The sequence below is a fragment of the Arthrobacter sp. R3-55 genome, assembly GCF_054161505.1.
Genome location: NZ_CP096423.1, coordinates 2,261,170 through 2,282,184 on the forward strand (window position 1 = coordinate 2,261,170; position 21,015 = coordinate 2,282,184).

A 21,015-nucleotide genomic window follows, 5' to 3' on the forward strand; every position below is an offset into this window, starting at 1 on the left:
TCCTAATCCCGGATCAGGTGCGCCGGGTTGGAACGCGTGGCCAGTACGGCTGGGTACACAGCGGATAAGGTGCCGCTGGTGAGTCCGGCCCCTATGCCCCACAGCGACGCATACCAAGGAATCACAGCGGCCCAACCTTCAAGGGATGCGTAGGCCATCACAGCAACCATGCCTGCTGCTGCGCCTGCAGCTCCCCCTAATATGCCCACCACAGCACCTTCGGTAAGGAACATTGAGGCGAGCACTCTTCGACGCATGCCCAAGGCAAGTCGAAGTGCAATCTCACTGGATCGCGCCAACACCCCTAGGTACATGGTGGTGCCGGCGCTGAGGCAAGCCATGGCGAGCAGGATGACGGAGACAACGGCTACCAGCCTGCCGAGGTCCGTATTGATCCCTTGTTTGAGTTCCCGGAGGTCGGCCACCGTTCGCACCTCTACGGTCCCGGGTTCAGCAGGGTTGAGGGCTTTTGGAAGGGCCTCAGCGATGGCTGCCGGCATCCCTGGACCCGTCCGAAGGACCAGGCTGGCTGCCACGTTGTCGGTCAAAGAGTAGGACCCGACTCCCACCATGACCGCTGACGGCAGAATCGGGTCACGGCCCGGTTCATCAATAATCCCTACCACCGGGACTGGCTGGCCGTACAGCCAAACTACGACGCCGGGTCCCGGTTTTCCGATTCCCAGCTCACTGGCGGCGTTCTGGCCCAGGATTGCGACGGGACCACCGAATGATTGGTCGAGCAAGGCGGCATCACCGTAGGACAGGGTCGCGCCTTGGAGCCTAAGGTACGCAGAGTCAATGATCCGGACTGCGCCGTTGAAAGTCGGTTGTTCAGGAAAGGACGCGGGCCGAAAGGTGGATGGCTGCACCACTGACGATGAGAGTTCGGCGATGACGCCGGCATCAAGCACCCCGGAGAGCCTTCTGGAGGCATCGAGGTCGCTGCTGATGGCTTCCCACGATGGATAACCGGTCGAACGCGTCACTCTGACTTCGTCTCTCGCCGCTGCATCGATCCGCGTGGACACCTTGACTGAGGCACTCTCGCTCAGCCCGATGGCCGCAACCAACCCTCCGCTGCCAAGGAGAAACGCCATGATCAGCAGAAGGGCTTTAGCTGGGCGAACGGTCAACCCGGAGAGCGCGTCGGCAACGGCATCTGCTGCCTCATGGCGCAGGCTTCGGCCAAAGGCACGTTTGCTTTCGGGATGTTCTGTTGTTGGTGCTGGAATGCTGGCGGTGTCCCTTGGGTGTCCGGTGTCCTTGATGATGGCTCCATCGCGCATCGTAATGATGCGGTCCGCTGCCGCCGCGATACCGGGATCGTGGGTCACCAGGGCCACAGTGGTCCCGGCGTCACTAAGCTCGCGGAGATGCTGGATGACGATCTTGCCGTTCCCGGTGTCCAGGCTGCCTGTGGGTTCGTCTGCCAGGACAACCTTTGGCGTTCCGATTACTGCCCGTGCCATAGCCAGGCGTTGACGCTCTCCCCCGGACAACAGCGACGCAGGGGTTGCGGCCCTATGTGCGAGCCCAAATCTCTTCAGCGCGGGCATGACTATTTGTTTCTGGACCTTGATACCTACGCCCCGCACACGCAGCCCCAACACGGCGTTGCGGGCCGTGGCGTCCCGACCCACCATATGTGATTCCTGGAAGACGAAGCCGAAAACATCGGCCCGTAGGGCTGCTTTTTGCCTAACGTTGAGATCTGCGACGTTTTCATCCCTGATCCGATAAGAGCCCCCGGTAGGTGTGTCCAAGAGGCCGAGGACGTTAAGCAGCGTGGACTTTCCTGAACCGGAGGGACCTACAATGGCAACAAACTCGCCCTCGTGGATATCGAGGTCCACGTCCATCAGCGCCATCGCGCCGGGGAAACCGCGGTCAATGCCACGCAGGCTGAGGATGGGCACGCGCTTCGCATGTCCGGACGATTCCCGGGATGGCAGGGCCGCCTTCATTGGAGTTTCACCTGATCCCCAACAACCAGGCCGTCTACGTCCGCAATGGCTGCCCACCCATCCACCTGCGCGGTAACTTTCACGTCCAAGCGGCGGGGCTCGCCGTTGCCTTCGATCAGGAGGTAGGGGATCCCGCCGTCCTGACGAATCGCTATGAGGGGAACTGCGAGGGACTCTGCCACTGCAGCACCTGCAGCCATGGTGACTGATTGTCCGGCAGCGAATCCCTGTGCCCCCGGCGGCAACGCTACGGTGACATCTTTTCCAGGGACTTCATTCTTGCCTTGGTCACCCTCCAGAAAGCCGCTGACCTGCACCACTGCGGTGTCCAGAACTGATGAACCGGCTCTGACCGTTACGGGCGTACCCACCACGAAACTCTCGGCCTGGACAACGTCCGCGCGGGCAACAAAGGAGTCGTCAGCGATCCTGATCCGGGCCACAACCCCGTCCTCGGCCAAGATGGAACCGGGTCCGGCAATGGAAGCGACAGTGCCACTATCACCGGGGACCTGGACAAATTCCCGCCAGCGAAACATGACGTCCGGCGAGTTCTTCGATGCTGCATCACCAGTCTCCTCCTGCGGGAGCGGAACGGGGGCTTTGAACCCTGCGGCCCGGTACCACGACGCCAGTGCCTGCTGAGTAGCCCGGTCAAAGGTTCCGGTTGTGGCGCACGGGTAACCGAAGCCTGCCAAAACCTCTTGGAGTGCTTCGACATCGGGACCAGAGTCGCTTGGGCTGATGTCCCTATACAACGGCACGCTGCTGGGTAGTAACAACAGCGGCCTCCCCGAGACGACCGCCAGTAATTCACCGGAAACCACGCGGCTCCCGGCCTCTTTTGCCACGTCCGTTACCACCAGCCTGTCAACGCCTGCGGCCGGACTGGCATGAAGGGTGGCCTGGGCTCCTGGAACGACTTTCCCGGATAGAACCACCTGTTCGGCCACTGCACGGCGTTCTACCGTAGCCGAAACCGGAACCACCGCAGAAAGTGGCGGTGCCGGCTCCGACCCTGCCGTTGTCGATGCTCCTGCCCAATAGGCGCCGCCCAAACCCGTCAGCACCACCAGTGATGCGGCAGGTACGAGCCACCACCGCGGGACGCGCCTCATACCGCGTTCCACCAGGAGCGAATCAGAGTCTTGCATCAGCCACGCCGTGATCCCGCAAAATCTGTTTGGCACGCTCCACTGCGCCCACCTTCTCTTCCGCCAAGGCGTTGAGTTCGGCTTGGTGGTCGATCATCTGCGCGGCCTGGTACTCAGCCAGGATGTCATACGGCTTCCTGGCCCCGCCGCTGGCGTCCTTGCAGTCCAGATCCAAGAGGGCAACCCGTATCTCATCCTCCTTGGAGCCGCCGGATTGCAAGCTCCACGAACCCTGTTCCGAAAGTTTGATGCCTTTGGTGGCCAGGCATTCCTCCCAGCTCTTCCGGTAAGCCAGGTACTCCGAATCGAGCTCTGTCAGGGCCACGGCGTTCCGAGTGATTTGATTCTGCAAGGAGGCCTCACCAGCCAGGCCGTCCAGTAGTTCGGGTAGTCCGGCCCTCCCCACCGAATTAGTGCACTTTTTTTCCGCCGCCTGATGTTCGGCGCTGAGTGCGGGTCGCTCGGGTTGTTCGTCCATCACACCTGGAATTTTCCGGATCTCCGGCATGGCACCGTTTCTGGCAGCCAACGGGCGGGACCACTGCCCATACCTACCGTCCTGCAGGGCCTTGCCACCGCCTCCCCATGGAGCCACCGTGAACCCGGCATCTTCTACGCAGTCGTAGATGAGGAATGCCACCGCCGTATTGACCAGGACGTTCTCTCCGTCTGAGTACCAGTAGGCACTCATGGGAAGGCCAACTTCGCCGGTGCTTTCATTGAGAGTTGCCCTTGCTCCTGCTCCGGCAGCGCGATCCACTGCAGGCAGGCTGACCGTCGTCGTTGCGGTGGTCGACGATGCCGGCGGGCCCGAACAGGCCACGCCGCCAAGCACGACAACAGCCAGTGTCGCCGCGACCGCCAAAACTGAATGAAAAGTGGGAGATCGCACGGCTAACCCCAGATGCTGGAGATTTCGTCGTCCCAGTTCACACCGGCATACATTGACACGCCCCGAAGATCGTTGACGGCGTTACCACCCCGGAAGATGACGGCGTGACCTGAGTAGTTAAGATCCCGATACAGATACACGTAGGGCGATTGAACGTTCGCAGGCTGGCCTATGACTATTGAGCTGGCTTTGTCGTTTGCCGCCTCACCTACATACGAAGCGACCCAGTTATAGGTTCGCTGAGTTCCTGTAAACCAGTAGTTGTCGTAGAGGCATACGCGGGCCGTGGAGCAAGCCGGGGCGGCTTGCGCTGCAGTGACTCCGGTCAAGACCGAAGCCGAAACAACCGTCAGAATACCGGCTGTACGCAGGAATGCTTTCACTTTTTTCCCCAATGCTCGTGCGTGGTGGAACAGCTCTGTTCCACCACGAACACTAGGTTGCGCACGTCACCACCTAGACGGCATTTCCTCAAACTAGGTGGCGTTCCGGCAAGAATTAGGTGCCGAATAGCCCCAAAGTAGGTGCTACGTTGGGGCCTCTAGGTGCTGGCCCTCAGCGACCCAAGGCCGAGCCATCCTCATCAGCCATACTGGTCATGTGCAAATGACGGCAGTGTTTGTGGAAGGTGAGAGTGACCGTCTGGCCGTGAACGCATTGGCCCGGCGCCTTGGTTATGACCTGCAAAAGCACCAGGTTTCCATCGTTCCGATGGGTGGGGCCACCAACATTGCCCACTTCCTCGACCGTTACGGCCCGCAAGGGGAAAACCATCGGCTGCTGGGTCTCTGCGATTCCGGAGAATCCCGGGGCATCGCCCGCGCTTTCAGCAGGGCCGGTATCGGGGCCGCTTCCTTGAACGACCTGGGGTTCCAGGTCTGTGAGGCTGATTTGGAGGATGAACTTATTCGTTGCCTGGGCGTCGATGAGGTGATCAACGTGATCGCCGGTCAGGGTGAGTTTGGCTCGTTCGAACTTCTCCAGCGACAACCCTCGTTGCGGGATCTATCTGTTGAAGCGCAACTGCGGAGGTTTTTCGGTGGGCGCAGCGGCAATAAGATCCGGTACGCGCCCCTGCTGGTGTCTGCGCTGCCCTCCGGCAAGGCACCACCCCCGCTGGCTCGATTGGTGGCATCTTTTGATATGTGAGACAGCGTTGGGTTCAAGCCCGTGGGTTGTGAGGCAGCGTTGGGCTCAAGCCCGTGGGATGTGAGACAGCGTTGGGTTCAAGCCCGTGGGATGTGAGACAGCGTTGGGCTCGAGCCCGTGGGATGTGAGATAGCGTCTGCGGGTTGGTGGTAGACAGCGACGCCGGCACCAACCACTCAAGCAAAGTGGCGGGTACCGGCGTCGAACGTTAAAACGCGAGCGACTTGCGAACCTAGCCGCCGACGATCGCTGAGCCGATGAACGGGTCAACGGCCAGCGCGATGAAGAGCAATGTCAGGTAGCTGATGGAGCCGTGGAAGACCTTCATGGCTCCCTTGTTGGAGACGTCGCCGCCCTGCGCGCGCTTGTACAACGCGTGGCTCTCGTAGAGGAACCACGCGCCGGCCGCAACGGCAACAATCGTATAAACCCATCCGGCCCCGCCAACCGGGACCATCAAGAGCGAGCAGGCCACCATGGCCCAGGCGTAGAGGACAACCTGGACTGAAACCACCTTTGCTCCGGCGATGGCACCAAGCATGGGCACCTTGGCGTTGCGGTAGTCCTCGCCGTAACGCATGGACAGGGGCCAGTAGTGCGGCGGCGTCCAGAGGAAGATCACCATGAACAGCACAATGGCAGGCCACTCCACAGTGTTGGTCACGGCCGCCCAGGCGATCAGGACAGGGAAGCATCCGGCAGCTCCGCCCCAGACGATGTTCTGGGCGGTGCGGCGCTTCAGGATCATGGTGTAAATAACCACATAGAACACAATGGCGCCAAGGCCCAGCCAGGCGGAAAGCGGGTTGGCCCCGAACCACAGGATGGCGATGGACGCCGCGCCGAGAATCCAGGCGAAGACCAGTGCCTCTCGCGGCGTCACTTCTCCGGTTACCAACGGGCGCTTCTCGGTGCGGTGCATGAGTTTGTCGATGTCGCGGTCGATGTAGCAGTTGAAGACACCGGCGCTGCCTGCCGCGAAAGCTCCGCCGACGAGTGTAGCGAGAATCAAGCCTATGGAGGGAAAACCGCGCTGGGCGAAGATCATGGTGGGCAGGGTGCTCACCAGGAGGAGTTCGATGACCCGCGGTTTTGTGAGTGCCAGATACGCCTTGAACTTACGGGAAATTCCGATGCTTCCCCGGGCCGGGGACGCGTTGAGGGGCGTATCAGTTGTGCTCACGGCGGCAGTCACTCTGTTCTATGCTCTGGGGTTCTCGCAGCGGCTGCCGTCCCGGTCTTCGAAAGCTGACACGGGCGCATGAACCGCTGGTGGCCTCCAAATATCATACCGTGGCCGGAAGTGGCCCAATGTCCGCAAAATACGTCAATGTTTCCGAATCTTCACTCCCCTTCCGGGCCATCGTGATTCATATAAGGGAATTTCTGTCCAGTTAGTGGGATTCCCTGAGTTCCCTGACACGTTTAGGGCTAAGCTGTTGAGCAGATCAGCACACGTTGACCATCCGGGAAACCGCATTCTCGGATATCCGTGCGTCTGGATGAGAGATCAACGTTTCAATGGTGAACGGCTGGTAGACACATTGCAGCGGGCGCCATCCTGTGCTTCCTGCGTGCCGTGTCCGTACGCCTGCCGTCAGCACAGAGAGGGGCTCGGTTTTCGTGCCACATTTGGAAGAGCAAGAACTGTCATGGACCGATCTGGACAAGAAGGCAGTTGACACCGTTCGCGTGTTGGCCGCTGATGCCGTGGAGAAGGTCGGCAACGGCCACCCTGGTACGGCGATGAGCTTGGCTCCGGCAGCGTACCTGCTGTTCCAGAAGCTGATGCGCCACGATCCGAAGAACCCGGACTGGATCGGCCGCGACCGGTTCGTCCTGTCCCCCGGTCACACTTCGCTGACCCTTTACATCCAATTGTTCCTCTCCGGATACGGGCTGGAGCTGAAGGACCTTGAGGCGCTCCGCACGTGGGGTTCACTGACCCCGGGGCACCCGGAGTACAAGCACACCGCCGGTGTGGAAATCACCACCGGCCCGTTGGGCCAGGGTCTGGCCTCGGCTGTCGGTTTCGCTTACTCGCAGCGTCGTCAGCGCGGATTGTTCGACGCCGATGCTCCCGCCGGCGAGTCGCCGTTCGACCACACCATCTGGGTTATCGCTTCCGACGGCGACCTCCAGGAAGGTGTAACCTCCGAGGCTTCCTCGCTTGCGGGCCACCAGGAACTGGGCAACCTCGTAGTGATCTACGACGAGAACCACATCTCCATCGAAGACGACACCGACGTTGCTTTCACCGAGGACGTCCTCAAGCGCTACGAAGCCTACGGCTGGCACACCCAGCGCGTCGACTGGACCAAGACCGGCGACTACGTCGAAGACGTCCAGGAGCTCTACGCAGCCCTGCTGGCAGCGAAGGCTGAGACGAACAAGCCGTCCATCATTTCGCTGCGCACCATCATCGGCTACCCGGCACCGAAGAAGCAGAACACCGGCAAGATCCACGGCTCGGCCCTGGGTGCCGAGGAAGTCGCGGCACTGAAGACCGTGCTGGGCTTTGATCCGGCCAAGTCCTTCGATGTTGACGAAGAAGTACTGGCACACGCCCGCAAGGTCCTGGACCGCGGCGCTGAATCCCGCACTGCCTGGCAGAGCTCGTTCGAGGCATGGCAGTCCGCCAACCCCGACGCTGCTGCCCTGCTGGAACGTGTTGAAGCCAAGAAGCTGCCCGTGGGCATCGACGCAGCACTGCCGGTGTTCGAGGCAGGCAAGGACGTGTCCACCCGTGCGGCTTCGGGCAAGGTCCTGAACGCCATTGGCCCTGTCCTTCCGGAACTGTGGGGCGGTTCTGCCGACCTCGCCGAGTCCAACAACACCACCATCGAGGGCTCACCGTCGTTCATCCCGACCTCGCGTTCCACGGACGCCTGGAAGGGCAACCCGTACGGACGCGTACTGCACTTCGGTATCCGTGAGCACGCTGCGGCGTCGATCGTAAACGGCATCGCCCTGCACGGACGCACCCGCGCCTTCTCCGGCACGTTCCTGATCTTCTCCGACTACCAGCGCCCGGCCATCCGCCTCGGTGCGCTGATGGGTGTTCCTTCCCTGTATGTATGGACGCACGACTCCATCGGTCTGGGCGAAGACGGCCCCACCCACCAGCCGGTGGAGCAGCTCGCCTCGCTCCGCGCCATTCCGGGCCTGGACGTTGTCCGTCCCGGCGACGCGAACGAGGTCTCCGCAGCCTGGAAGGCCATGCTGGAGAACCACGAGAACCCGGCCGGCATTGTCCTGACCCGTCAGAACATCCCCACGTACGCCCGCGGCGAAGGTGAAGCGACCGGTGACACGTTCGGTTCCACCGCAGGTGTTGCCAAGGGCGGCTACGTCCTGGCCGAAGCCTCCAAGGACGGCGAAACCGTGGATGCGCAGGTCATCCTGATCGGCACCGGCTCGGAAGTCCAGCTCGCCGTCCAGGCCCGCGAAGCGCTCCAGGCCGAAGGCATCGCCGCCCGCGTTGTGTCCATGCCGTGTGTTGAGTGGTTCAACAAGCAGGACGAGGCCTACCGCGAATCCGTGCTCCCTGCCTCCGTGAAGGCCCGCGTCTCGGTTGAAGCCGGCCTCGCACTGGGCTGGCGCGAATTCGTCGGTGACGCCGGCCGCTCCATCTCCCTGGAACACTTCGGCGCCTCAGCTGACTACAAGCGGCTCTTCAACGAATTCGGCATCACCGCCGACGCCGTTGCAGCCGCTGCCAAAGACTCCCTCGCAGACGCCAACGCATAACAGTCTGCTTCCCTCTCACAAGGAGAAAAACACATGACCAGCACTCCCACGCAGCAGCTCTCCGACGCCGGCGTTTCCATCTGGCTCGATGACCTCTCCCGCACCCGCCTGGAAACGGGCACCCTGCAGAAGCTGATCGACGAGAAGAACGTGGTTGGTGTGACCACCAACCCGTCCATCTTCCATGCAGCCATCACCGCGGGCACGGACTACGACGCCACCATTGCAGCCCAGGCCGCCGCCGGTGCCAGCGTCGAAGAAACGATCTTCGAAATCACCACCACGGACGTCGCTGACGCCTGCGATCTGTTCGCCCCGGTCGCAGCAGCGACCAACGGTGTTGACGGCCGCGTCTCCATCGAGGTGGACCCCCGCCTTGCCTGGGACACCGCCGGAACGATCGCCGAGGCAAAGCACCTCTACGCGAAGGTGAACAAGGACAACGTCCACATCAAGATCCCCGCAACCCTGGAGGGCCTTGAAGCAATCACCGCTACCCTGGCTGAGGGCATCAGCGTCAATGTGACCCTGATCTTCTCCCTGGAGCGGTACCGCGCGGTCATCAACGCTTTCCAGTCCGGCCTCGAGCAGGCCAAGGAGAACGGCCACGATCTCTCCAAGATCCACTCCGTGGCCTCGTTCTTCGTCTCCCGCGTTGACTCGGAGATCGACAAGCGCCTTGACGCCATCGGCACCGATGAAGCCAAGGCACTCAAGGGCAAAGCAGGCGTTGCCAACGCACGCCTGGCCTACCAGGTCTACGAAGAGCTCTTCTCCACCGAGCGCTGGGCAGTGCTGGCCGAAGCCGGCGCCCTCCCCCAACGCCCCCTGTGGGCCTCCACCGGCGTGAAGGACCCGGCGTACCCGGACACCCTCTACGTGACCGAACTCGTCGCAGCAGGCGTGGTCAACACCATGCCGGAAAAGACCCTTGACGCCACGTTCGACCACGGCGTAGTCACCGGTGACACCATCTCCGGCACCTACGATGACGCGAACGAGACCCTCAATGCCCTCGAAGCCCTCGGCGTCTCCTACAACGACGTCGTCACCCTCCTCGAGACCGAAGGCCTTGAGAAGTTCGTGGGCTCCTGGAAGGAACTCCTCGCCGACGTCGAAGGCGCACTCGCCACCGCACGGAAGGCTTCCTAACAACTATGAGCACAATCAGCTACGACGCCAGCGGTGCCGCACAGCAGGCAATCGCCCAGCACATTGACAGCTTGGTGGAGGAGAAGATCGCCACGCGGATTTTCGCCAAGGACCACACACTGTGGGGTCCCGACGCAGAGTCCGAGGCAGCGATCAGGCTCGGCTGGGTAGAAGCCGCCACGGTGTCCCAGGCATTGGTCTGGGACATTCTGGAGCTTCGTGACGCCCTCCGTGCTGAAGGAGTCTCACGTATTGTCCTTTGCGGCATGGGTGGATCTTCTTTGGCCCCCGAGGTCATTGCCGGTACCGCCGGCGTCGAGCTGACCGTGCTTGACAGCACTGATCCTGAACAGGTCAGCGCTGCTTTGGCGGACCGTTTGGCGGAGACGGCGATCGTCGTTTCCTCCAAGTCCGGGTCCACCGTTGAGACCGACTCCCAGCGCCGCGTATTCGAGAAGGCGTTCAACGATGCCGGCATCGACGCCAAGACCAGGATCATCATTGTCACGGATCCGGGTTCACCCCTGGACAAGGCTTCCCGCGAGGCGGGATACCGTGCAGTGTTCAATGCCGACCCCAACGTGGGCGGCCGCTTCTCGGCTTTGACAGCCTTTGGCCTGGTCCCCTGTGGTCTGGCCGGCGTGGATATCCAGGCCTTCCTGGATGAGGCAGAAGAAGCCGCGGAGATCCTCAATGAGGACTCCGCTGACAACATCGGCCTGGCGCTGGGCATTGCCTTGGGCGGCACCAGCCCGCTGCGGAACAAGATTGTCATCGCTGAGGACGGTTCAGGCATTGTCGGATTCGCTGATTGGGCCGAACAGCTCATCGCGGAATCCACCGGCAAGCTGGGCACCGGTGTCCTGCCGGTCGTAGCCGGTCCTGACTCTCCCGAGGCGCTGACCGGCGCCGAGGACGTCCTGGTGGTGCGGCTTGTCAGTGCCGATGCCGACGTCGAGCTCCGCGAGAACGAGGTGGCCGTAGCCGGGGGCCTGGCTTCACAAATGTTTACCTGGGAGTTTGCCACCGCAGTGGCCGGCCGGTTGCTGGGCATCAACCCCTTCGACCAGCCCGACGTCGAGGCCGCAAAGGTAGCTGCGCGCGGTTTGCTCGACGCCCGCCCCGAACCGACTCCGGCAGCCTTCACCGACGGTGCCGTGGAGGTACGCGGGGGCGAGTGGCTTGGCTCCGCTTCCACGGTGTCCGAGGCTGTGCAGGCGCTCCTCGGCCAGCTCGGTGCGGATGGGTACTTGAGCGTTCAGGCCTACTTGGACCGTATATCCCACGCGCCCCTTGAGGGAATTCGGGATGAACTCGCAGCCGTCAGTACTCGCCCGGTGACGTTCGGTTGGGGCCCCCGGTTCCTCCACTCCACCGGCCAGTTCCACAAGGGCGGACCGGCTATCGGAGTTTTCCTGCAAGTCACTGCAGCATCCTCCACCGACCTGGAAATTCCGGAGCGGCCCTTCACCTTCGGGCAGCTCATTGCGGCTCAGGCCTCGGGCGACGCACAGGTACTGGAAGGCCACGGCCGCCCGGTATTGCGTCTGCACCTCACCGAACGTGCTGCGGGCGTAGCCCAACTCCAGGAAGTCGTCGCTGCGTTGGCCGGCCAGGCCAGCGCACTCGAAAGCTAAGGCACAGAACCAAACATGCCAGAAACTGAAAACGGCAGGAAGAACGCCGGTCTCCGGAACCCCTTGCGGGATCCTCGGGACCGGCGCCTGAACCGCATCGCCGGGCCGTCGTCGTTGGTGTTCTTCGGAGTCACCGGCGATCTCGCCCGCAAGAAGCTCATGCCGGCGGTCTATGACCTCGCCAACCGTGGCCTGTTGCCTCCCAGCTTCGCTCTGGTTGGCTTCGGCCGACGCGACTGGGACAACGCTGATTTTGCGGCTGAAGTGAAGGAAAACGTCAAGGCCCACGCCCGGACCAAGTTCGACGAAGCGGTGTGGGAGCAGCTTGCTTCCGGTATCCGCTTTGTTCAGGGCGAGTTCGACGACGACGACGCCTTCGAGCGTCTCGGCGACGTCCTTGATGAGCTGGATGAAACCCGCGGTACCCGGGGCAACCATGGCTTCTACCTCTCCATCCCGCCCAAGGCGTTCGAACAGGTCTGCCGACAACTGTCCAAGCACGGTCTCGCTCAGGCGAAGACGGGCCAGTGGCGCCGGGTGGTCATTGAAAAGCCGTTCGGGCACGACCTCGAGTCCGCCCGTCAGCTCAATGACATCGTCGAATCGGTGTTCCCGGCTGATGCAGTGTTCAGGATCGACCATTACCTGGGTAAGGAGACGGTGCAGAACATCCTGGCGTTGCGTTTCGCGAACCAGTTGTTTGAACCCCTCTGGAACGCCAACTATGTGGATCACGTTCAGATCACCATGGCCGAGGACATTGGCACCGGGGGGCGTGCAGGCTACTACGACGGCGTGGGCGCTGCCCGTGACGTCATTCAGAACCACTTGCTGCAGTTGCTGGCGTTGACGGCCATGGAGGAACCCATTTCCTTCAATGCCGATGACCTTCGGGCCGAGAAAGAAAAGGTCCTTGCTGCGGTCAAGCTGCCCGAAGACCTGTCCACCCACTCGGCGCGTGGTCAGTTCACCGGCGGTTGGCAGGGCGGCGAGGAAGTCCTCGGGTACCTTGATGAGGATGGCATCCCTGCCGACTCCAAGACCGAGACCTTTGCTGCGATCCGGGTTGACATCAACACCCGCCGTTGGAACGGTGTTCCGTTCTACCTGCGTGCAGGAAAGAGACTAGGCCGCCGCGTTACCGAAATTGCCGTGGTGTTCAAGCGCGCACCCAATCTGTTGTTCCGGGACCACGGTGAGGACGACTTCGGCCAGAACGCCGTGGTCATCCGTGTCCAGCCTGATGAGGGCGCCACCATCCGGTTTGGTTCCAAGGTTCCGGGCACCCAGATGGAAGTCCGCGATGTCACCATGGACTTCGGCTACGGACACTCCTTCACCGAGTCCAGCCCCGAGGCTTACGAGCGACTGATCCTGGACGTGCTCCTGGGCGAGCCGCCGCTCTTCCCGCGGCACCAGGAAGTGGAATTGTCCTGGAAGATCCTGGACCCGTTCGAGGAATACTGGTCCGGGCTCGATGAACAACCGCAACCCTACGCACCCGGCAGTTGGGGACCGGCCTCGGCCGATGCCCTGCTGGCCCGCGACGGACGAACCTGGAGAAGGCCATGATCGTAGATCTTCCCGATACCACCACCTCCAAGATCTCCAAAAAGATCATGTCGCTGCGCGAGCAAGGCGGCGTGATCGCTTTGGGTCGCGTTTTGACGTTGGTGGTGGTGACCAAGTCCGGGCAGGAAGAAGATGCCATCGAGGCAGCCAACGAAGCCAGCCGGGAACACCCCTGCCGGATCATCGTCCTGGCTGACGCGGGAGTGGAGGGACCGGATCGCCTGGACGCCCAGATCCGAGTCGGTGGCGACGCCGGCGCCTCCGAGGTCATCGTCCTGCGCGGGCACGGACATATGGCTCACGAGAGCGAATCGCTGGTGGCCGCCCTCTTGCTGCCGGACGCGCCGATCGTGGCCTGGTGGCCGCACGGAGCCCCGGAGAGCGCTTGTGAGACGTCCATTGGCCGGATCGCGCACCGCCGGATCACCGACTCGGCCAACGAACCCGATCCACGCCTTGCGCTGGAAAACATCCGGGCGACCTACAAGGCCGGCGACACAGACCTCGCATGGACACGCCTTACCAACTGGCGCATGCAACTCGCCGCCGTCTTCGATCAGGTAGACAGTGACCCGGTCTCCGCCGTTGCCGTTGAAGGAGCGTCCGACTCCCCCAGCACGCTGCTTCTGGCAGCTTGGCTCAGCCTCGCGCTGGAGGCGCCTGTCACCATCGTGGCGGACCCTGCAGGGACCGGTATCCGCCGCGTCCGCCTCACCCGGGCAAGCGCTGACGTCCAGCTCTTCCGTCCGGGCCTTTCCGTGGCCGAACTGACGCAGCCCGGCCAGCCGGCGCAGCGTATCACCCTCCCCCGGCGCAGCCTGAAGGATTGCCTCGCCGAAGAACTACGACGACTCGACCCCGACGAAGTCTTCGGAGAAGTGATTACGATGGGACTTCCACTTACCAGCCAGAGGAGAGTCCAGACCAGTGCACGCTGAGCCCAGAGTTAGCATCCATCCCGACTCCAAGGTGTTGATGGCCGCCATTGCGGCCCGCCTGATTACCAAGCTCGTGGATGTCCAGGACAAACATGGTGAGGCTACGGTGGTCCTGACCGGCGGTACCGTCGGCATCGGAACGCTGAAGGCGGTGGCTGACTCGGCTGCAGCCCCGGCGGTCGACTGGTCCAAGGTTAACTTCTGGTGGGGTGACGAACGCTTCGTCGCTGCGGACAGCGAGGACAGGAACACCCGTCAAGCACACCAGGCCCTCTTGGCGCACTTGGACGTGGATGCCTCCAGGATCCACGAGCCAGGTTCAACTGATCAGTTCGCCACTGCTGAGGACGCCGCCGCCGCGTATGCAGAAGAACTTAAAGCAGCAGCCGAGGCGGAACATGCAGCCGACATGTCTGATGAACGTTTAGAAGAGGCGGGCATCCTCCCGCGCTTCGACGTCCTGCTTCTTGGTGTCGGCCCTGACGCCCACGTGGCCTCGCTCTTTCCCGAGCAGGCCGGAATTCGTGAGAAGAAGCGCACTGTGGTGGGGGTCGAAAACTCACCCAAACCGCCGTCGTCGCGTATTTCTTTGACGTTGCCGGCTATCAACACCGCCCAAGAGATTTGGATGGTTGTTGCCGGCGAGGACAAGGCGGGAGCCGTGGGACTGGCCTTGGCAGGTGCCAACCCGGTGCAGGTACCGGCCGCGGGTCCTGTGGGCCGTTCCCGGACTCTGTGGCTTATTGACGAGAATGCGGCCTCACGCGTCCCCCAGCAGCTGGTCCGGAAGGACCCTGCGGGCGCGTAACCGCTCCAACGCTCCAGCCAGGACAATTTCCGCGTCCTGGCTGGAGCGTCTTTCTTTAACGTAATCCAGGTGCGATTTGTAAAGCTCATCCTCTGGCCTGGGCGGCGCGGGAAGGCCGGGATCGCGTGAAGAAGGAAGGCCGCATTTGGGGCAATCCCAATTCTTGGGAATCTGGTCGTCCGGGAGTTTGAGGAAGACAAGCTGTGTTTGGTGTCCCTTGGCGCACCAGTAGGGGACGCGAATGCGCGGCAGTTGAACACCGTCACTGTGGTCGCTGTGGTTCCTTGGAGGTGACCCTTGGGCTACTCCAACGCGGGTGCCCCGATATCCAGGCGTGCCATGAACCATTTTCGAACCCCTAGCGACTCGGTGGTCGGCCCTCACGGCCCTGGCCGTTATGGCCAACAGGCCCAGTCTAATGCGGGGTTACGACGACGGCACTAGTGATGGACGCAATGGAAAAGAAAAAGGGAGGCCCCCAACAAGGAGCCTCCCTTTTTAGGAAACGACTAGGAGTCGCCACCCGAGGTAAATCTCATGATCAGGCCAAGGCCGATGATGACAGCACCCCACGTGATACCCAGAATGATGGTGAAGCGGTTCAGGTTACGCTCGGCTACACCGGACGAACTCAATCCGGAGCTCATTCCGCCACCGAACATGTCGGACAAACCGCCGCCACGTCCCTTGTGCAGGAGGATGAGCAGCGTCAGCAGAAGGCTGGTGATTCCCAGCAGGATCTGCAGAATGACTTGAAGAACGTCCACGACGGCCTTTCGAAGAAGCGGAAAACGGGAGCCGGACTAGTCCGTGACGAGGTGGCTCTCGAACCTGACAATGTTAGCAAACTCAGCGGGGTCCAGGCTTGCGCCACCCACAAGCAATCCATCCACATCATTTTCAGCCATAATGGCGGCGGCATTGTTGGCCTTGACGGAGCCGCCATAAAGAAGCCGGGTCTTAGCCGCTACGGTCTCATCGAAGAGCTCGGCGAGCTCGGTCCGGATGGCTGCGCACATTTCCTGTGCATCCTCAGGACCGGCAACTTCACCTGTACCGATGGCCCAGACGGGCTCATAGGCAACCACGAGCTCGGCAGCCTGCTCCGCGGTGAGTCCCTCCACGCCGGCGCGCAGTTGGGCAAGAGTGTGCTCCACGTGCGTTCCTGCCTGACGGACCTCGAGGCCTTCGCCGACACAAAGAACCGGGGTGACTCCGTGGCGGAAACCGGCCTTGACCTTGGCGTTGAGGACGTCGTCGGACTCGTTGTGGATGGTGCGGCGCTCACTGTGCCCCACCAAGACGTAAGCACAGCCCAACTTGCTAAGGAACTGGCCGGAGATGTCACCTGTGTACGCTCCGGAGTCAAACTGGGAGAGGTCCTGGCCACCGTAGACAACATCGAGGTCGTCACCCTGCACCAGCGTTTGGACGCCTCGGAGATCTGTGAACGGCGGGAAGACAGCCACCTCGACGCGGTTGTAGTCGTGCTTGGCGTCGGACAATGTCCAGGCAAGTTTCTGCAGCAAGGTGATGCCCTGGACATGGTCCATGTTCATCTTCCAGTTGCCGGCGATGAAGGGCTTACGGACAAAGTTGCCGTTGGCAGAGGTAGTCACATGAACTCCAAAGAATGCGTAGAAATATGGAACGGCCGGCAGGACGCATGGCGTCCTGCCGGCCGGGTAGTACTTAGCGGTCCAGGACGCTCAGACCGGGAAGGTCCTTGCCTTCAAGGTATTCCAGGCTTGCGCCGCCACCGGTTGAAATATGTCCAAACTGTGAGTCCTCGAACCCAAGGGTCCGAACGGCAGCCGCGGAGTCGCCGCCACCCACCACAGTGAAGGCAACCGTATCGGTCAGCGCTTGGGCGATGGCCCGGGTGCCACTGGAGAAGGCTTCAAATTCGAAGACACCCATGGGGCCGTTCCAGAAGACGGTCTTTGCCCCTTCGATCTGTGCCGCGAACGCGGAAGCAGACTCGGGTCCAATGTCCAGGCCTATGCCCGACGCACCGAAAGCACTGTCCTCAATGGCGTCCGCCTTGACGACCTCGTGTTCGGCATCAGCTGCAAAGCGGCTGGCCACCACCACATCGGTGGGGATCACGAACGAGGTGCCGGCAGCAGAGGCGCGCTGGAGGTAGTCCTGCACAACCGGGATCTGGTCTTCCTCGAGGAGGCTTCCGGCAACCTTATGGCCTGCAGCGGCCAGGAAGGTGAAAAGCATGCCGCCGCCAACCAAGATGGTATCGGCCTTGCCCAGGAGGTTCTCGATCACAGCCAGCTTGTCCGACACCTTGGACCCGCCAAGAACCACGACGTAAGGCCGCTGCGTGTCAGTGGTGAGCTTCCGAAGGACTTCGACCTCCGTATGCACAAGATCGCCCAGGTATGACGGCAACCGGGTGGCTACATCGTAGACACTGGCATGCTTGCGGTGAACCGCACCAAAGGCGTCGTCCACGAATGCCCCGTTGCTTCCCGTCAGGGCAACCAGCTCATCGGCGAAGGCGCCGCGCTCGGCGTCGTCCTTGCTCGTTTCCCGGGCATCAAAGCGGACGTTCTCCAGGATGAGGACGTCACCATCCTGGAGGCCGGCTGAGAGCTCCTTGGCGGAGGCTCCTACCGTGTCTGCTGCAAGCTGCACCGGGAAGTCGGCGAGCTCCGCCAATCGGGCCGCAGCGGGCTTCAGGGAGTACTTGTCTTCAGGAGCGCCCTTGGGGCGTCCCAGGTGGGCCGTAACGAGCACACGGGCACCGGCGTCCGAGAGCTTCTTGAGGACCGGAAGCGAAGCCTTGATGCGGCCGTCGTCGGTCACTGTAGAGCCGTCGAGCGGCACATTCAGGTCACTTCTGACCAGAATGTACCGCCCGCGGACACCTTCAGCGATGAGTTCGTTGAGGGTGTGAGATGTCATGTGTCTACCCTAGCCCAGCTTGGATGCGACGAGCTCCGTGAGGTCAACGAGGCGGTTGGAGTAACCCCACTCGTTGTCATACCAGGAAACAACCTTGACCTGGTTGCCAATGACCTTGGTGAGGCCGGAGTCGAAGATCGACGACGCAGGGTCCCCAACGATGTCCGAGGACACGATGGGAGCATCGGTGTAGCTGAGGATGCCGGCGAACTGCTCGGACTCAGCGGCGGCCTTGACGGCTGCGTTGACTTCTTCGACCGTTACTTCGCGGGAGACGGTTACCGTGAGGTCCGTCGCTGAACCGGTGGGAACCGGAACGCGGATGGCGTAGCCATCCAGCTTGCCCTTGAGCTCCGGGAGCACCAGGCCGATTGCCTTGGCCGCACCTGTTGACGTGGGAACCATGTTGATCGCGGCAGCACGGGCACGGCGGAGATCACCGTGGGGGCCGTCCTGCAGGTTCTGGTCCGCCGTGTAGGCGTGGACCGTGGTCATGAGGCCACGCTCGATGCCGAAGGCGTCGTTCACTACCTTGGCCAGCGGGCCGAGGCAGTTGGTGGTGCAGGATGCGTTGGAGATGATGTTGTGCGCTGCGGGGTCGTAAAGCTCGTGGTTGACACCCATGACGATGGTGATGTCTTCGTCGCTGGCAGGCGCCGAGATCAGGACCTTCTTGGCACCGGCGTCAATGTGCTTCTGCGCGGCTGCAGCCTTGGTGAAGAAACCGGTGGACTCGATGACGATGTCAACGCCCAACTCGCCCCAGGGAAGGTTGGCGGGATCGCGCTCGGCGAGGACCTTGATGGACTTGCCGTCGACTACCAGGTTTCCATCGACAACTTCCACGGTCTGGGCGAGGCGTCCACCGACGGAGTCATACTTCAGGAGGTGGGCGAGGGTCTCGGGACTGGTGAGATCGTTGACTGCCACGATCTCAAGGTCTGCGCCCTGGGCCAGTGCTGCGCGGAAGTAGTTACGGCCGATGCGGCCGAAGCCGTTGATACCAATACGGGTGGTCACTATGTGTCAATCTCCTTGGTGCTCTTGCAAGCACGCCTAGTGAGTCGGATTAATAATTTCCAACTAACAGACCCCGCACGTCTTTGGGCAGAGGTGATTATCAGATCGGAGGGCGACCAGCCACGTTGCTGAAGGCTAACCGCCTTCCGTGATCCATCTTACGTTTAACTAAGCCTGCCCCCGCAACTGCGGAGGCAGGCTTTCCAGCATTTGGCCCCAATTCACGCTAAAAGTGACTTTTGTTACATCGGCGTGAACCGGGGCTCACCAACTAGAGGACGATGAGGCCCGTAGCGTTGGTGCGTGCGGCTTCGAAGCGCTTGGCGACGTCCGCCCAGTTGGCGATGTTCCAGAAGGCCTTCACGTAGTCAGCCTTGACGTTGACGTAGTCCAGGTAGAAGGCGTGCTCCCACATGTCCAGCATCAGCAGCGGCGTGGTGCCTACTGCGACGTTGCCCTGCTGGTCGTAAAGCTGCTCGATGAGCAGGTTTCCACCGATGGGCTCGTAGGCCAGGAAGGCCCAGCCGGAACCCTGCAGGCCGAGTGCGGCAGCGCTGAACTGAGCACGGAAGGCATCGAAGGAACCGAAAGCGTCGTCGATGGCAGCCGCGAGCTCACCTTCGGGCTTGTCGCCGCCGTCCGGGGAGATGTTGTTCCAGAAGACGGAGTGGTTGATGTGTCCGCCGGTGTGGAACGCGAGGTCCTTGGAGAGACGGTTGATGTTGGCGTAGTCGCCCTTCTCGCGGGCATCGGCCAGCTGGGAGAGCGCATTGTTGGCGCCTGCAACGTAAGCCGCATGGTGCTTGCTGTGGTGCAGCTCCATGATCTTTGCCGAAATGTGCGGCTCGAGTGCTGCATAGTCGTAGCCGAGCTCGGGCAGAACGTACTCTGTCACGAAATCCTCCAATGTAATGGACTGACGTCCGGGTTGGTAACTCTCGTTATGTCATCCGGCCAGCGGGCCGGCCGGAAATCCTTGGCGAAGAAGCTTGCTCTTGCCTCCACCGGGAACAACCCGGGGTGGCCTCGCAGTATTTCCTCCACGCATTTTCGATTCTATGGGTGCGGACTACTCGTCCATCATTTCCGGAGTCACATTTGCCTCGGTGCCCGGGATGCCGAGGTCTAGTGCGCGCTTATCGGCCATGGCAAGGAGACGGCGGATGCGGCCCGCGATGGCGTCCTTGGTCATGGGCGGATCGGCCAGGCGACCCAGTTCGTCCAAGCTGGCCTGCTTGTGGGCAACACGAAGCTCGCCGGCGTACTTAAGGTGATCCGGAACGTCGTCGCCCAGTATCTCCAAGGCGCGGTCAACCCTGGCACCGGCCGCAACGGCAGCCTGGGCCGAACGCCTCAGGTTGGCGTCGTCAAAGTTCGCCAGCCTGTTGGCCGTGGCCCGGACTTCCTTGCGCATTCGACGCTCCTCCCAGACCATCAGGGCATCATGTGCGCCCATCCGGGTCAGGAGGGCTGCAATGGTGTCGCCATCGCGGATGACCACGCGGTCCACGCCACGGACCTCGCGGGCCTTGGCCTGGATGCCGAGACGCCGGGCAGCTCCCACGAGTGCCAGTGCTGATTCAGGTCCGGGGCAGGTGACTTCCAGGGAGGAAGAACGCCCCGGTTCAGTCAGTGACCCGTGGGCAAGGAAGGCTCCCCGCCATACTGCCTCTGCGTCTGCAGCCGAGCCGTTGACAACCACAGAGGGCAGTCCGCGGACCGGTCGTCCGCGTCCGTCCAACAGGCCGGTCTGGCGGGCGAGGGCCTCACCGTCGCGGACTACGCGGACAACGTAGCGGCTCCCCCGGCGCAGGCCTCCTCCGGAGACGACAATGATTTCGCTCTGGTGGCCGTAGACCTCCGCTATTGCGGCACGGAGCCGGCGGGCCGTTGAGGCAAGATCGACTTCGGCCTCAATGACGATCCGGCCCGAAATGATATGCAAGCCGCCTGCGAAGCGCAGCATTGCCGAAACCTCCGCCTTGCGGACCGAAGATTTCTTGATGTCCAGCCGGGACAGTTCGTCCTTGACCGACGCAGTAAGTGCCATCGCGTAT

General features: G+C 62.1%; 19 protein-coding genes. 7 read left to right on the plus strand and 12 right to left on the minus strand.

Going from position 1 to position 21,015, the window contains the following annotated elements; all coding sequences use genetic code 11:
* Positions 1-2: 2 nt before the first annotated feature.
* The 4 genes from M1D51_RS10570 to M1D51_RS10585 are packed head-to-tail and all read right to left on the minus strand — an operon-like array spanning position 3 to position 4,396.
* Positions 3-1,967: an ABC transporter ATP-binding protein/permease gene (locus M1D51_RS10570; RefSeq protein WP_458109430.1), complete on the minus strand. Its 1,965-nt coding sequence runs from the start codon at positions 1,965-1,967 to the stop codon at positions 3-5.
* Positions 1,964-3,121, minus strand: coding sequence for a hypothetical protein (locus M1D51_RS10575; protein WP_458109431.1), 1,158 nt, complete (start codon positions 3,119-3,121; stop codon positions 1,964-1,966). The genes M1D51_RS10570 and M1D51_RS10575 overlap by 4 nt, the downstream gene beginning before the upstream one ends.
* Positions 3,108-3,986 carry a hypothetical protein gene (locus tag M1D51_RS10580; RefSeq protein WP_458109432.1) on the minus strand — a complete coding sequence of 293 codons (879 nt, stop codon included), beginning with the start codon at positions 3,984-3,986 and terminating at the stop codon, positions 3,108-3,110. Before M1D51_RS10580 ends, M1D51_RS10575 begins: the two co-directional genes overlap by 14 nt.
* A 29-nt stretch (positions 3,987-4,015) precedes the next feature.
* Positions 4,016-4,396, minus strand: a complete 381-nt coding sequence (locus M1D51_RS10585) for a peptidase inhibitor family I36 protein (RefSeq protein ID WP_458109433.1) — start codon at positions 4,394-4,396, stop codon at positions 4,016-4,018.
* 223 nt (positions 4,397-4,619) lie between these two features.
* On the opposite strand from M1D51_RS10585, the gene M1D51_RS10590 reads away from it, so the two are divergent.
* Positions 4,620-5,162 carry a TOPRIM nucleotidyl transferase/hydrolase domain-containing protein gene (locus M1D51_RS10590; protein WP_458109577.1) on the plus strand — a complete coding sequence of 181 codons (543 nt, stop codon included), beginning with the start codon at positions 4,620-4,622 and terminating at the stop codon, positions 5,160-5,162.
* Between the two features lie 232 nt (positions 5,163-5,394).
* Here M1D51_RS10590 and M1D51_RS10595 read toward each other — a convergent pair whose 3' ends face one another.
* Positions 5,395-6,357, minus strand: a complete 963-nt coding sequence (locus M1D51_RS10595) for a heme o synthase (protein WP_089595064.1) — start codon at positions 6,355-6,357, stop codon at positions 5,395-5,397.
* 428 nt (positions 6,358-6,785) lie between these two features.
* Between M1D51_RS10595 and tkt the strand changes: the two genes are divergently transcribed.
* The 6 genes from tkt to pgl are packed head-to-tail and all read left to right on the plus strand — an operon-like array spanning position 6,786 to position 15,019.
* Complete coding sequence (gene tkt, locus M1D51_RS10600; RefSeq protein ID WP_309138422.1) at positions 6,786-8,912, plus strand: transketolase; 2,127 nt, start codon at positions 6,786-6,788, stop codon at positions 8,910-8,912.
* Between the two features lie 33 nt (positions 8,913-8,945).
* Complete coding sequence (gene tal, locus M1D51_RS10605) at positions 8,946-10,064, plus strand: transaldolase (RefSeq protein WP_458109434.1); 1,119 nt, start codon at positions 8,946-8,948, stop codon at positions 10,062-10,064.
* Positions 10,065-10,069: 5 nt separating this feature from the next.
* Entirely contained in the window at positions 10,070-11,701 is a 1,632-nt protein-coding gene (locus M1D51_RS10610; protein WP_458109435.1) for a glucose-6-phosphate isomerase, read from the plus strand.
* Positions 11,702-11,716: 15 nt separating this feature from the next.
* The gene (gene zwf, locus M1D51_RS10615) at positions 11,717-13,273 is read left to right on the plus strand and encodes a glucose-6-phosphate dehydrogenase (protein WP_458109436.1); all 1,557 of its coding nucleotides are present in this window, start codon (positions 11,717-11,719) and stop codon (positions 13,271-13,273) included.
* A complete protein-coding gene (locus tag M1D51_RS10620; RefSeq protein ID WP_458109437.1) occupies positions 13,270-14,211 on the plus strand; it encodes a glucose-6-phosphate dehydrogenase assembly protein OpcA in 942 nt (313 codons plus the stop codon). The genes zwf and M1D51_RS10620 overlap by 4 nt, the downstream gene beginning before the upstream one ends.
* Before the next feature lie 37 nt (positions 14,212-14,248).
* Positions 14,249-15,019, plus strand: a complete 771-nt coding sequence (pgl, locus tag M1D51_RS10625) for a 6-phosphogluconolactonase (protein WP_458109438.1) — start codon at positions 14,249-14,251, stop codon at positions 15,017-15,019.
* Here pgl and M1D51_RS10630 read toward each other — a convergent pair.
* The 7 genes from M1D51_RS10630 to whiA all read right to left on the minus strand — a co-directional run bounded on the left by M1D51_RS10630 (position 14,972) and on the right by whiA (position 21,008).
* A complete protein-coding gene (locus M1D51_RS10630) occupies positions 14,972-15,367 on the minus strand; it encodes an RNA polymerase-binding protein RbpA (protein ID WP_172325260.1) in 396 nt (131 codons plus the stop codon). The genes pgl and M1D51_RS10630 overlap by 48 nt on opposite strands.
* A 161-nt stretch (positions 15,368-15,528) precedes the next feature.
* Positions 15,529-15,786 carry a preprotein translocase subunit SecG gene (gene secG, locus M1D51_RS10635; RefSeq protein ID WP_024821019.1) on the minus strand — a complete coding sequence of 86 codons (258 nt, stop codon included), beginning with the start codon at positions 15,784-15,786 and terminating at the stop codon, positions 15,529-15,531.
* A gap of 36 nt (positions 15,787-15,822) precedes the next feature.
* Positions 15,823-16,638 (minus strand): triose-phosphate isomerase, encoded by an 816-nt coding sequence (gene tpiA, locus M1D51_RS10640; RefSeq protein ID WP_458109439.1) that lies wholly within the window; start codon positions 16,636-16,638, stop codon positions 15,823-15,825.
* 73 nt (positions 16,639-16,711) lie between these two features.
* A complete protein-coding gene (locus tag M1D51_RS10645; protein ID WP_458109440.1) occupies positions 16,712-17,938 on the minus strand; it encodes a phosphoglycerate kinase in 1,227 nt (408 codons plus the stop codon).
* A 9-nt stretch (positions 17,939-17,947) separates the two neighbouring features.
* A complete protein-coding gene (gene gap / locus M1D51_RS10650) occupies positions 17,948-18,958 on the minus strand; it encodes a type I glyceraldehyde-3-phosphate dehydrogenase (RefSeq protein ID WP_089595055.1) in 1,011 nt (336 codons plus the stop codon).
* 271 nt (positions 18,959-19,229) lie between these two features.
* Positions 19,230-19,853, minus strand: coding sequence for a superoxide dismutase (locus M1D51_RS10655; RefSeq protein WP_026540622.1), 624 nt, complete (start codon positions 19,851-19,853; stop codon positions 19,230-19,232).
* A gap of 174 nt (positions 19,854-20,027) precedes the next feature.
* Entirely contained in the window at positions 20,028-21,008 is a 981-nt protein-coding gene (gene whiA / locus M1D51_RS10660) for a DNA-binding protein WhiA (protein WP_018777554.1), read from the minus strand.
* Between the last annotated feature and the right edge of the window lie 7 nt (positions 21,009-21,015).

Coding starts and splice junctions, on each gene's coding strand:
- M1D51_RS10570 (WP_458109430.1), bottom strand. CDS start 1,967: ATGAAGGCGGCCCTGCCATCCCGGGAATCGTCCGGACATGCGAAGCGC.
- M1D51_RS10575 (WP_458109431.1), bottom strand. CDS start 3,121: ATGCAAGACTCTGATTCGCTCCTGGTGGAACGCGGTATGAGGCGCGTC.
- M1D51_RS10590 (WP_458109577.1), top strand. CDS start 4,620: ATGACGGCAGTGTTTGTGGAAGGTGAGAGTGACCGTCTGGCCGTGAAC.
- tal (WP_458109434.1), top strand. CDS start 8,946: ATGACCAGCACTCCCACGCAGCAGCTCTCCGACGCCGGCGTTTCCATC.
- M1D51_RS10610 (WP_458109435.1), top strand. CDS start 10,070: ATGAGCACAATCAGCTACGACGCCAGCGGTGCCGCACAGCAGGCAATC.
- zwf (WP_458109436.1), top strand. CDS start 11,717: ATGCCAGAAACTGAAAACGGCAGGAAGAACGCCGGTCTCCGGAACCCC.
- M1D51_RS10620 (WP_458109437.1), top strand. CDS start 13,270: ATGATCGTAGATCTTCCCGATACCACCACCTCCAAGATCTCCAAAAAG.
- pgl (WP_458109438.1), top strand. CDS start 14,249: ATGGCCGCCATTGCGGCCCGCCTGATTACCAAGCTCGTGGATGTCCAG.
- M1D51_RS10630 (WP_172325260.1), bottom strand. CDS start 15,367: ATGGTTCATGGCACGCCTGGATATCGGGGCACCCGCGTTGGAGTAGCC.
- M1D51_RS10645 (WP_458109440.1), bottom strand. CDS start 17,938: ATGACATCTCACACCCTCAACGAACTCATCGCTGAAGGTGTCCGCGGG.
- whiA (WP_018777554.1), bottom strand. CDS start 21,008: ATGGCACTTACTGCGTCGGTCAAGGACGAACTGTCCCGGCTGGACATC.